Annotated in this window: 13 protein-coding genes; 7 read left to right on the plus strand and 6 right to left on the minus strand. The window is 34.5% G+C overall.

The genetic code is table 11. From position 1 onward, the window contains the following. Positions 1–66: 66 nt before the first annotated feature. Entirely contained in the window at positions 67–1,539 is a 1,473-nt protein-coding gene (locus tag SCB73_RS02495; protein WP_320568589.1) for a S41 family peptidase, read from the minus strand. Positions 1,540–1,700: 161 nt separating this feature from the next. On the opposite strand from SCB73_RS02495, the gene SCB73_RS02500 reads away from it, so the two are divergent. The 5 genes from SCB73_RS02500 to SCB73_RS02520 all read left to right on the plus strand — a co-directional run bounded on the left by SCB73_RS02500 (position 1,701) and on the right by SCB73_RS02520 (position 4,413). Continuing rightward, complete coding sequence (locus tag SCB73_RS02500) at positions 1,701–2,210, plus strand: RNA polymerase sigma factor (RefSeq protein ID WP_320568590.1); 510 nt, start codon at positions 1,701–1,703, stop codon at positions 2,208–2,210. Then, positions 2,197–2,655 (plus strand): hypothetical protein, encoded by a 459-nt coding sequence (locus SCB73_RS02505; RefSeq protein WP_320568591.1) that lies wholly within the window; start codon positions 2,197–2,199, stop codon positions 2,653–2,655. Before SCB73_RS02500 ends, SCB73_RS02505 begins: the two co-directional genes overlap by 14 nt. Positions 2,656–2,671: 16 nt before the next feature. Continuing rightward, the gene (locus tag SCB73_RS02510; RefSeq protein ID WP_320568592.1) at positions 2,672–3,199 is read left to right on the plus strand and encodes a DUF4252 domain-containing protein; all 528 of its coding nucleotides are present in this window, start codon (positions 2,672–2,674) and stop codon (positions 3,197–3,199) included. Positions 3,200–3,201: 2 nt separating this feature from the next. After that, positions 3,202–3,738, plus strand: a complete 537-nt coding sequence (locus tag SCB73_RS02515; RefSeq protein WP_320568593.1) for a DUF4252 domain-containing protein — start codon at positions 3,202–3,204, stop codon at positions 3,736–3,738. 132 nt (positions 3,739–3,870) lie between these two features. Next, on the plus strand, positions 3,871–4,413 hold the full coding sequence (locus SCB73_RS02520) for a Riean_0653 family protein (RefSeq protein WP_320568594.1): 543 nt from the start codon (positions 3,871–3,873) through the stop codon (positions 4,411–4,413). Between the two features lie 70 nt (positions 4,414–4,483). On the opposite strand, the gene carB is transcribed toward SCB73_RS02520, so the two are convergent. Further along, positions 4,484–7,339: a carbamoyl-phosphate synthase large subunit gene (gene carB, locus SCB73_RS02525; RefSeq protein WP_320568595.1), complete on the minus strand. Its 2,856-nt coding sequence runs from the start codon at positions 7,337–7,339 to the stop codon at positions 4,484–4,486. A gap of 144 nt (positions 7,340–7,483) precedes the next feature. Beyond that, the gene (gene rpmH / locus SCB73_RS02530) at positions 7,484–7,645 is read right to left on the minus strand and encodes a 50S ribosomal protein L34 (RefSeq protein WP_008464848.1); all 162 of its coding nucleotides are present in this window, start codon (positions 7,643–7,645) and stop codon (positions 7,484–7,486) included. Between the two features lie 169 nt (positions 7,646–7,814). On the opposite strand from rpmH, the gene SCB73_RS02535 reads away from it, so the two are divergent. Continuing rightward, positions 7,815–8,330 (plus strand): DUF2892 domain-containing protein, encoded by a 516-nt coding sequence (locus SCB73_RS02535; protein WP_320568596.1) that lies wholly within the window; start codon positions 7,815–7,817, stop codon positions 8,328–8,330. A gap of 337 nt (positions 8,331–8,667) precedes the next feature. Here SCB73_RS02535 and SCB73_RS02540 read toward each other — a convergent pair whose 3' ends face one another. Continuing rightward, positions 8,668–9,324, minus strand: a complete 657-nt coding sequence (locus SCB73_RS02540; protein ID WP_320568597.1) for an alpha/beta hydrolase — start codon at positions 9,322–9,324, stop codon at positions 8,668–8,670. 277 nt (positions 9,325–9,601) lie between these two features. Between SCB73_RS02540 and SCB73_RS02545 the strand changes: the two genes are divergently transcribed. Then, positions 9,602–9,907: an N-acetyltransferase gene (locus SCB73_RS02545; RefSeq protein ID WP_320568598.1), complete on the plus strand. Its 306-nt coding sequence runs from the start codon at positions 9,602–9,604 to the stop codon at positions 9,905–9,907. Here the strand turns inward: SCB73_RS02545 and SCB73_RS02550 are convergent. Continuing rightward, positions 9,904–11,334, minus strand: coding sequence for an anion permease (locus SCB73_RS02550; protein ID WP_320568599.1), 1,431 nt, complete (start codon positions 11,332–11,334; stop codon positions 9,904–9,906). The genes SCB73_RS02545 and SCB73_RS02550 overlap by 4 nt on opposite strands. A 20-nt stretch (positions 11,335–11,354) precedes the next feature. After that, entirely contained in the window at positions 11,355–12,506 is a 1,152-nt protein-coding gene (locus SCB73_RS02555; protein WP_320568600.1) for a porin, read from the minus strand. Positions 12,507–12,508: the final 2 nt, after the last annotated feature.

Raw genomic sequence — 12,508 nt, forward strand, 5'->3', positions numbered from 1 at the left:
TTTATTTTTAAATTAGTTTTTGGATTTTTTTTAAAAAAAAGGCTTTCATTTCTGAAAGCCTTTTTTTTATTTTAATGATCTCGTAAACCCTTTTGGAGCATTCTCTAAGTACATTTCATTTCGTAATCCGTTGATTTTTTTAGAATCGTCTATATAAGGTAAAACCGAAGATTTGTCGGTTTGGATTTTTTTAGCTGTAGCTCCCGTAATTTTAGAAATTGCCAAATTCAACAATGGCTCAGCTGGATCTCCCAAAACACCATAATTATTGATATATTCTAACTGAACATACGTAGGAGTTAATCCAGAGGTATAATCTCCAAAATCTTGCGCATTCGTGATTTTGAAAACTAATGGCTGCATCGCATATTTATGATTTGGATTTACTTTCTCTTTTGTAAAAGTCGGCGAATCATAAACCGTAAAAGATCCTACATTTTTGCCAATTGTTGTTTCACCGATTTGAATAACATTGATATATGGTTTTAATCCATTTATCACCAATTCACTTGCTGAAGCAGTATTCGAAGTTGTCAAAATATAAACTGTTGACAAATTCAAACTGTTCAAAGCCGTACCATCGATATTATTTACAAATCTCTGATTCAAAGTTTCCAGATCGGCAGTATTTAATGAAGCCATCAATTTTAGATTGTATTGCTGTTTCGAAAATACTTTTCCGTCAAACTGTCCCGTAATCATACTTGCCAAACGAGTTGATGAACGTACGGAACCTCCTCCATTGTATCTTAAATCTAAAACTAAGTCTGTCACTCCTTGAGCTTTTAACTCTCCAAAAGCTTGATTCAGCTTCGAATCATAATCAGAATAAAATCCGTTATACATCAAATAACCGATTTTATGACCTCCAGATCCAATTACTTTATTGATCAAAATAGGATTTTCTTCTAAAACCGTTTTGGTCAAAGTAACCGATTTTCCGTTCAAAACAAATGCTGATCCGTTATAATCTGCAAAATCCAAAGTATAAGTATCTGGAGCAATCAACAAAGATTGATAATTTGAAACCGTAAGTTTTGTACCATTTACAGACGTAAATAAGTCTCCTCTTTTTATAGCCTTGCCTGAAGCATCAGAATTTGGGATAATATAACGTACATAACCTACCACATCATTAGATCCAGATGAAACTCGGGTCAATTTAAAATCGACACCATTATTTTTTGTGATTCCGTTAAGTTCTTGTTCCAAAACTGTATAATCATCAACAATCCAGCTAAAACGGTCAATTGCTGTTGCAGGATACTTACTGATAGGCTTATTTAACAAATCCTGAAATAATTCTTCAGGTTTTGAATATCCAGATAAATAAGAGTTTAATTCTGCTTGACTGCTAAATCTATCATCTGCTAAATTTGGCACATCAGCCTGCCACAAATAAACGGTATTTAATCCTTTCCAGATGAAATCATTTACTTGCAAAGTCGCTGGAGCCTCCACATCATCCTGGTCTTCACAGGATTGCAAAGCAAACGCCAACAAAAAAATCAGCAATAAACTCCTTAAAATTGTTTTCATAATTAAGCTTTTGGTAATCTATTAACGTAAAAATACTACCTTTAGTTTTAACAGGAGCAAGTTTATTTCATTTTTTCTGTAATTTTTTTTCAAAGTTGATGTAACAAAAATAATCGTGCCTCGTCTTGACTATATAAGCTAACGAATAACCAACCAATTTTATGAATCAGAATGTGTTTATAGAATTAATTAATCCTTTTAAAGACAAAGTTTTTCGTCTGGCAAAAAGATTGCTCACAAGCACCGAAGAGGCTGAAGATGCCACTCAGGAAGTGATGGTGAAATTATGGAACAAAAAAGATAATTTGGATTCCTATAACAACATCGAAGCTGTAGCCATGACCATGACCAAAAATTATTGTCTGGATCAATTAAAATCTAAAAGAGCCGGAAACTTAAAAATTGTACACAATAATTTTACAGACCGCGAACCTCAATTAGACAGAAAACTGGAAGATTCTGACAGCTTGGAATGGGTAGAAAAAATTATAAATCAGCTGCCTGAGCAGCTCCAAATATTAATTCAGCTTCGCGATGTTGAACAATATGAATTTGATGAAATTGCGAAAATTGTCAACATGAATGAAACGGCTATAAGAGTAGCGCTTTCAAGAGCGAGAAAAAAAATTAGAGAATCAATGGTTAACACACACAGTTATGGAATTAGATAGAATAGAAAATATATTAGAAAAATACTTTCAGGGAGAAACCACGATTGCTGAAGAAAAAGAACTTAAAGAGTACTTTTCGTCTCCAAATGTTGCGCAGCATTTAGAGCAATATCAGCCAATGTTTGGTTATTTCTCTCAAGCAAAACAACAAAAAACGACGCAAGAGATTCCACTACAAACTAAGAAACGAAATGTGGCGTGGCTATCGATTGCAGCTTCAGCAGTTGTTTTGTTGGGGATTGGTACTTATTTCCTTGTAAATGAAAAAACTACAACTCAGGCTGTAGCGCAATCAGAATTAGGAACCTACGACAATCCTGAAGAAGCGTTGAAAGCTACGCAAAAAGCTTTGGCATTATTATCAACACATGTTAATGTAGGCATTGAAAGTGTGCAATACATTAACGAATATGAACAATCAAAAAACAAAATCTTTAAACAGTAATTAAATTCAATCAAAAATGAAAAATCTTATTATAACCTTAGTTTTCGCCTTTTTCACACATTCTTTCTACGCACAAGGCGCTTTTGACAAATTTGACGGTCAAGACGACGTAACATCGGTAATTGTAAACAAAAAAATGTTCGATTTAATGAGCAAAGTAAAAGTTGATGCTTCTGACAAAGAAACACAACAATACATCAATCTGATTAAAAAATTAGATTACCTAAAAGTGTTTACAACTAAAAACCCTAAAATTGAAGCCGATATGAAAGCTTCTGCTGACAAGTATATCAAAACTGCTGGTCTTGAAGAATTAATGCGAGTAAACGACAGTGGAAAAAATGTTCGAATAATGGTAAAATCAGGCGCTAGCGATTCTCAAATCAAAGAATTGCTGATGTTTGTTGACGGAGCAAAAACAGATGAAACGGTTTTATTATCCTTGACTGGTAATTTTGACTTGAACGAAATTTCAGTATTGACAGACAAAATGCAACTTCCTGGCGGAAGCGACTTAAAAAAGGCCTCTAAAGGCAAAAAATAATCATGAAAGTTCGTGTTTTCACCTCAGTCCTAATTGTATTGCTGACTTTAGTAAGCTGCAATTCTGAACCATCGTTGCAAAAATATTTTGTTGAACACAACGAAAAGAAAGATTTTATCGCAATTGATGTTTCGTCTAACATTTTGAATTTAGACAAAACAAATTTAACCGCCGAGCAAAACGAAGCTATCAAATCATTTGACAAGATGAATATTTTAGCTTTTAAAGCGACAGATAAAAATCAAGCCGAATTTGAAACAGAACGCACAAAAGTAAATGCCATTTTAAAAAATCCGAAATATCAGCAATTGATGAAAGTGGGTTCTGGCAAAGACGGCGCTTCAGTAAGTTATGTTGGAACTGATGAAAATATCGAAGAATTCGTGATTTTTGCCAACAGAAAAGAAAATGGTTTTGCTGTGGTTCGGGTACTTGGAAAAAACATGAATCCGAATAACATTATGACATTGATGTCGGTTTTACAAAAATCAAATATCAATATGGATCAGCTGAAACCTTTACAGCAATTGATAAAATAATCATCAATCTTACTTTATAAATCAGAAGAAGCTTCAAAATTATTTGAAGCTTTTTTTATGTCTATTACGTTTTACCGTAAAATAGATTACAATCACTCATATATTTTTGGACTTTAATCCAAAATCAACCCTATGAAAACACCAAAAATCCTATTTCTTGCTCTAATTCTTGCTTTAAACAGCTGTTCAAGCGATAGCGAAACTCCAGACGAAACTACACCAACATCAAAATTTGCAATGACCGCAAAAGTCGATGGAACTTTATGGGAAATGCAAAATCCATTTTCTTCAGATTATTCAACCAAACCTTTATTTGATTATTATCCTCAAACAGAGTTTATCCAATTACAAGGAAGAAAAACTTTAATTGACGAAATTAGGATCTACATTAAAAGAAGCAATCTTAAAGTTGGGACATATCCTATTACAGCGGCTTCTTACGACGCTTCAAAAACTCAAATAGAAATGTCATATAACAGTAAAGGCACCAACATTCAATATCCAATTGAAGGGAGTATAATCATAACAGCTGTTGATACAAATGCAAAAACTGTAAAAGGAACATTCTCTTTTAATTGTGTTGAAAATTCTTCAAAACCTATCAGCGCATCTAACCCTATCACAACAAAAGTTACTGATGGCACTTTTAGTTATAGATATGATGTTTCAAACTAAGAAACTTCTGCCATAATACAAAAAAGCTCCAATTTTCATTGGAGCTTTTCTTTTATAATAGAATCTGAGATTATTTACTCAAATACATTTTTCTTCTAGAGTACAATTCATAGAATTGATCGTCTTTCAAGTCATCAATAAACAAGATACTTTCTCCTGTTGATTTCATTTCTGGTCCTAACGCTTTGTTTACATTCGGGAATTTACTGAAAGAGAAAACTGGTTGTTTGATTGCAAAACCGTTTAATTGCGGGTTGAAATCAAAATCTGTTACTTTATTGTGGCCTAACATTACTTTTGTAGCGTAATTTACATATGGTTCTCCGTAAGCTTTTGCAATGAACGGAACCGTTCTAGAAGCTCTTGGATTTGCCTCGATAATATAAACTGTATCATCTTTAATTGCAAACTGGATGTTGATCAATCCAACTGTTTTTAAAGCTCTAGCAATTTTATGCGTGTGATCTTTAATCTGCTGCATTACAAATTCTCCTAAGTTGAAAGGAGGCAATGTTGCATTACTATCTCCAGAGTGAACTCCGCAAGGCTCGATGTGCTCCATAATTCCGATGATGTAAACATTTCCATCAGCATCACAAATTGCATCAGCTTCAGCTTCGATTGCTCCGGCTAAGTAGTGATCTAGTAATAATTTGTTTCCTGGAATTGCTTTCAACAAATCGATAACGTGTTCTTCAAGCTCTTTTTTGTTGATTACAATTTTCATTCCTTGACCTCCTAATACATAAGAAGGACGAATTAAAAGTGGGAAATCTAAAGTATCTGCTAATTTTGAAGCTTCATCAGCCGTTTCAGCGATTCCAAATCTTGGGAAAGGAATGTTTAACTCTGTTAATAAGTCAGAGAAACGTCCTCTGTCTTCTGCTAAGTCAAGTGCGTCGAAACTAGTTCCGATAATTTTTACACCGTATTTAGATAATTTGTCTGCTAATTTAAGCGCTGTCTGACCTCCCAACTGAACGATTACACCTTCTGGTTTTTCATGCTGAATGATATCATAAATATGCTCCCAGAAAACTGGTTCGAAGTATAATTTATCAGCCGTATCAAAGTCTGTAGAAACTGTTTCAGGATTACAGTTAATCATGATCGTTTCATAACCACATTCTTTAGCTGCCAAAACTCCGTGTACACAAGAGTAATCAAACTCGATTCCTTGTCCAATTCGGTTTGGTCCAGAACCTAAAACAATGACTTTCTTTCTATCTGTTACGATACTTTCGTTATCTACAAAACGCTCGCCATTTGCTTTTTCGATTTCTGCCTCAAATGTTGAGTAGTAATAAGGTGTCTTAGCTTTAAACTCAGCCGCACAAGTATCTACCAATTTGAACACACGGTTGATGTTCATGTCCATACGCAAAGCGTGAACTTCACTTTCTAAACAACTCATCATGTGCGCTAATTGTCTATCTGCAAAACCTTTTTGTTTCGCCTCAAGCAATAATTCTTTCGGAAGATTTGAAACTTTGTAGTTTGAAATTTCTTTTTCTAAAATATAAAGCTCTTCGTATTGTTTCAAGAACCACATATCGATTCTTGTAATTTCGTGAATCGTGCTCAACGGAATTCCCATTGCGATTGCATCATAAATTACAAAAACACGATCCCAGCTTGCATAAGTTAGTTTCTCGATAATTTGCTCGTAATTTTTATATCCTTTTCCGTCTGCTCCTAAACCATTTCTTTTAATCTCTAAAGATTGGGTTGCTTTGTGAAGCGCTTCTTGGAATGAGCGTCCAATTCCCATAACCTCACCTACAGATTTCATCTGAAGACCTAAAGTTCTGTCTGAACCTTCAAATTTATCGAAGTTCCAACGTGGTATTTTTACGATTACATAATCTAAAGTTGGTTCAAAAAGAGCCGAAGTAGATTTTGTAATTTGGTTTTGCAATTCATCTAAGTTGTATCCTAAAGCCAGTTTAGAAGCGATTTTTGCAATTGGATATCCAGTTGCTTTTGATGCCAAAGCAGAAGAACGAGACACACGAGGGTTAATCTCGATTGCCACGATATCTTCTTTTTCGTCTGGAGAAACTGCGAATTGTACGTTACATCCTCCGGCAAAATTTCCGATACTTCTCATCATTAAGATAGCGTAGTCACGTAATTTTTGGAAAGTGGTATCCGATAATGTCATCGCTGGTGCTACTGTAATCGAATCTCCAGTATGGATTCCCATTGGATCCATATTTTCGATAGAACAGATAATTACAACGTTGTCATTTTTATCTCTTAAAAGCTCCAACTCGTATTCTTTCCATCCCATCAAAGCTTTGTCGATCAAAACTTCATGAATTGGAGAAGCTTCAAGCCCGCGAGTTAAAAGCTCATCAAAATCTTCTTTTTTATAAACCACAGCTGCTCCAGTCCCTCCAAGTGTAAACGAAGGACGAATTACAAGTGGGAAACCAAATTCCTGAGCAATTTCTTTACCTTCTAAGTAAGAAGTAGCTGTTTTTGCCGGTGCAGTTGGCACCTTAATTTTTTCTAAAAGCTGTTTAAACTGCTCTCTGTCTTCGGTAATATTGATTGCGTTAACATCAACTCCAATTAATCTTACTCCGAAATCCTGCCAGATTCCTTTTTCTTCAGCTTCCAAACACAAGTTAAGAGCTGTTTGTCCTCCCATTGTTGGCAAAACAGCGTCAATTTGTGGATGTTCCTTCAGAATTTCAATAATCGATTTTGTAGTTAAAGGTTTCAAATAAATATGATCGGCCATAGATGGGTCGGTCATAATTGTTGCTGGGTTCGAGTTAATCAAGATAACCTCAATTCCTTCTTCACGAATCGAACGCGCAGATTGAGATCCCGCATAATCGAATTCGCAAGCTTGACCAATAACAATAGGTCCTGAACCTATTATTAAAACTGATTTTATTGATGTGTCTTTAGGCATTTTGTATGTATTGTGTAGTTATTTACGATTTTAAAAAACATTTCTAGTGCACTATAAACTAGAAAGTTGAGAAAATTTTACCGACAAGGTATAAAAAAAGGCGATACTAAAAAAGTAATCGCCTTATGTATGTTTATACAAACATTATTTTTTGTGTCTAGGCTCGCTAGAAACAGTTAATTTATGTCTTCCTTTTGCTCTTCTACGCGCTAGAACTTTTCTTCCATTCGCAGAAGCCATTCTGTCCATAAATCCGTGCTTATTTCTTCTTTTTCTTTTCGATGGTTGAAATGTTCTTTTGCTCATTGCTTTGTATCTTTAAAAATGGTATCTATTAACTCGTTTATTTGGTTTTGGATATCGTTGTTCAAAAACCGAGTGCAAATATACAAAGACTTTTTTTTCTGGCAAGTACTTTTATAAAAATATTTTTAATTCCTTTTACTATATTTGCAATCACAAATTTACATTAATTATGTTTCACAAAAATATTAAACTTATTTTGGCCGCACTTCTAGTGGTGGCGGGCATTTGGCAATTTTCAGAAAGTAACATCGGAAATGGTATATTCTTGATTTTAGTGACTGCAATTCCAATTTTTCTTTATTTCAAAAACGAATTCATCCTTTTAGCTTTCCTTAAATTAAGAAAACAAGACTTTCCTGGCGCTCAAAAATGGCTTGCATACATCAAAAATCCTGAAGCGGCTTTGGTAAGAAAACAACAAGGATACTTTAACTATCTTCACGGAATCATGCTTTCTCAAACCAATATCAATCAAGCTGAGAAACATTTCAAAAAAGCAATTGAGCTTGGATTATCAATGGATATGGATTTGGCTGTAGCCAAATTAAATCTTGCCGGAGTTGCAATGTCACGCCGTAGAAAGCTTGAAGCAACTAATTTATTGAACGAAGCTAAGAAATTAGACAAACAAGGAATGCTGAAAGAGCAAATCTCGATGATGAAAGAACAAATGAAGAAAATCTAAATTCTTCGAATTAATTTCAAAATATTATAAATCCCAAATTCCAAAAAGGAGTTTGGGATTTTTTATTTTAGATTTTCTTTATAACGCAAGATCAACACTTAGTTTGTCATTTCTGACAAGATTACTGAGAAACAGCATCGTTTTATAAAAAAGAGACCCGACAGGTTTTAAAAACCTGTCGGGTCTCTTTTTTATAACGGATTTACTAACGCATCCTTCGACTTCGCTCAGGAGGACAAGCTTTATGATTACTTTGCATAAATCTTTCTCAAAGCCCTAAACTTTGACAAAGGTTTGGAAATTGGAATTTAATCCCGATAGCTATCGGGATGGAATTTTACTCAAGGATTATAGAAGGCAGATTCTCATTCAGCCATTTATACTTATTGAGAATCATAATATGAGTTCCCCCTTTCACTAAAATGCATTTATCTATATACTTAATCGGAAAAACATCATCCTTATCACCGTGAATGTGAATTACGTTTTCATCAACTGTTTTTCTATCCCATAAAATCACTGACTCTACCGCCCATTGCAGATAATTCAAATCTCGGACTGCTAAAAACTTTTCATATAGTTTTATTCTTTTTTTCACTTTTTCTCCGAACGAATATTTCGCCAGATTTTCAATATTCAAAATCAGCTTCATCGGAATGAGTTTATATGCTTTTGTCTTTTTCCCAATTTTCATTCTTCTTGGGAACTCAGCATTACTTCTTACACTAGAAATAATGATTACTTTACGAGCTTTTATATGTTTCGAAATTTCTTGCACCAAAATTCCTCCAAAAGAAACCCCAATTAAAACCGGATTATCATGTTTGATTTTTTGAGCAATACGAAATGCATAATCAGACAAAGATTCTTTTTGTTTTGGAATTTCCCATTCAAGCAAATGAGTTTCAAAAACAGATTCATCTAATTTAATTCTTTCAAAAATAGCCGGACTAGCCGCAAGGCCAGGCATAAAATACACTGGAATTTTACTCATTTGTCTAAAAAACGTATTTTGATTACAAATCTAATTTCAAGATAAATTTACTTTTTTAAACAATATGCACAGCAAATCTTACACCATAATTATATTAAAACAAATTAAATTACAAAATATGCAAAAAACCAAGTCTGCAAAAAATAATTTTATATTGAAAATCAAATGATTAACTTTGCAGTCCAAATCGTTCACGTTTAACATTCTTACTTAAGTGTTTAAACTGAGCACTGCCTAAATCGTTTTATATTTTAACCTACTAAAAAAATGACAAATTATGGAATCAACTGAAATTACTGCCCCAGTCAAAGACAATGCTTTTGCAAGACAATTTGAAACTATCGCGCCAGAAGGCATGCTTTCTGTCGAATATTCATTTCAGGAAAAGAAAATCTTTCTAACCAAAATCAACACACCAGAAGGTTTTGACAATCAAGCTGCAATTGACAACATGCTGAAAAGCATCATGGAACTCAATACCGAAAAGAAATTCAGAGTTGTACCGATTCACCCAAAAATTGTAACTTTTTTCAAAAAAAATCCGAAATACAAGGAATTGCTTCCTCCAGGAATCAGAATTTAAAAATCACCTATTAATCGGAGCCACAAACCTCCTATTACCATATAGATAAAAAGCATAACTAATCCAGTTATCAAGCCTTTGACCCACCAGCTTTTTAGGTCGACATAACCGCTTCCGAAGAAAACTGGTGCTGGTCCATGTCCGTAATGCGTTAAAGTTCCGTACAGCGAACCAACGAAACCAAGCATAAAAGCCAAAAGCAAACCCGGAATTCCAAGTGAAACTCCCACACCTAACAAAGCCGCATACATGGCGGCCACGTGTGCCGTTGCACTTGCAAAAAGATAATGGCTAAAAAAGTAAACCAATATAATTATAGGAAAAGCCATTTGCCAACTTAGTCCGCCTATTTCAGCTTTGATTAAATCGCTGAACCATGCAATAAAACCAAGTTCATTTAGCGAACTCGCCATCATTACTAAAACTGAAAACCAAACAATGGTGTCCCAAGCACCTTTTTCGGCTTTTACGTCGTCCCAAGTTAAAACTGAAGTCAAAAGCAGAATAACCAAACCGATAAACGCCGTTGTTGTTGCATCTATAGAAAACAAATCGCCGGTCATCCATAAAAACAACAAAATAAAGAATGTTAGCAACATCATCCATTCGTTTCGGGTAATTGGCCCCATTTCTTTTAACTTTTGAGCGGCAAGCTGTGGCGCATCTCCCGTTTTTTTCAATTCTGGCGGATATATTTTATACAACACAAACGGAATTACAAAAAAAGCGACAAGTCCCGGAACAATTCCCGCAATAGCCCAAGAAATCCAGCTTATTTTTATTCCTAAGTTAGCCGCAAACTTTTGACACATTGGGTTACTTGCTGTACCCGTCAAAAACATTGATGAAGCGATCAAATTTGCATTATAACTACTCAATGTAAGATAGGCTCCTAATTTTCGATGTGTTTCTGGCTGATCTGGCATTGAGCCAAAGCTCATCGACATTGATTTCATGATAGGATAAACGATCCCACCTCCCCTAGCTGTATTACTTGGCACCGCTGGAGCTAAAACCAAATCAGCAAATCCTAAACCATACGCAAGCCCGAGGGAGCTTTTTCCAAAAATTCGGATAAACAAAAAGGCAATTCGGTTTCCTAAACCCGTTTTAATAAATCCTCGCGCAATAAAAAATGAAATTCCGATAAGCCAAATTACCTTATCTCCAAAACCTTTCAAAGCCAATGTTATAGATTTTCCGGCATCACCAGGCGCTAAAACCTGCGAAAAAGCAGTTAATGCAATAGCAATCATACACATGGTTCCCATTGGCGCCGCTTTCAGAATAATTCCTAAAATGGTCGCGACAAAAATGGCAAACAAGTGCCATGCTTCAGCAACAACACCTTCTGGAGCTGGAATTAACCAAATTGCAATTCCCACAGCAAGTGTGATTATGGTTTGTGGTATTTGTACTTCTTTCATAAAAACAAGATTTAAATTAATTAAAGTCTAAGCTGGAGCTGTATTAAAAACAAATCATTATCATATGTCGTTGAATCAGGAATATTATGATCAAATCTATCAATTTGAAATCCTGCTTCAATTCGGCCTCTATATGCTTTTCCAAATTCGAGACTTACCATCGGAGTATAAGTCTGTCTAAGATTAGAGTCAATTTTATAACTTGGATCAAATCTTTCATAACGGCAAGAAATCTCTAAAGCTGTCAATTTATTATAATCTACCACATATCTTAAATTAGGCAAAAAATAAATTCCTCGCATTTGATAATCAGAAACATCTGGAGTTCTTGATGTTGCTGGCAAAGAAAAATATAAATTATGATTTGTTCCTTGTTTGTATTCGATCTGTAAATCAAAACTAAATTTATCGGTAATTTTAAAATCACTTGTAATATCGGCACCGATTGCAAAAACATCTTCTTTGAAAACTTTTCCAAAACCACCGTTTAAACCCAGATTTATACCATGCTTTTTCGATAACTCCAAAACCCATCTTGTCGAAAATTGCTTTCCGTTATCTTTATCCATTTCGGCATTTTTTCCGTTTCCATTCAAAACAGAAAAAGCATAATTTACAGGTATTTTTCCAACATCAAAAGCACCAGTTGCTGAAGCTCCAATTTGAAAACTTGTCCAGCCATTTTTTCCGAATTCATAATACTGATTTGAAAAATCAAAAGACTTTATAATATCTACAGGAACCAATTCTTCGATACCGAATGCGGGGCGAAACTGCCCTCCAATTAAAGCGATATATTTATTAAAAGTATATTTTCCGTAAGCGTTTTCAAGCACTTTCCCTTTTGTATCCGACTTAAAATCGGCCAAGTTTACTAAAATTACAACTTCAGTTTCTTTACTAAGCTTTGTATTAAGCCCTACACGCATTCTTTTAATATCAAATGAACTTTGAGTAACATTTCCTGCTGAATGATGAGCTCCTAAAACATCAACGTTATCTTCAAAACTTTCTAAATATCTAGCTTGCAAAAGCCCTTTAAACTGATAGGTTGGATATTTTATCGCGTCATCAGAATCAGTCGTTGGCTGAGTTTGGGTAGTTTGCGCATTCGAAAACAATGGCATCAAAAATAAAATAAGAATAATTTGAAGAAGTAAAGTCTTTTTCATAG

Source organism: Flavobacterium sp. KACC 22761 (assembly GCF_034058155.1).
Classification (GTDB): Bacteria; Bacteroidota; Bacteroidia; order Flavobacteriales; family Flavobacteriaceae; genus Flavobacterium.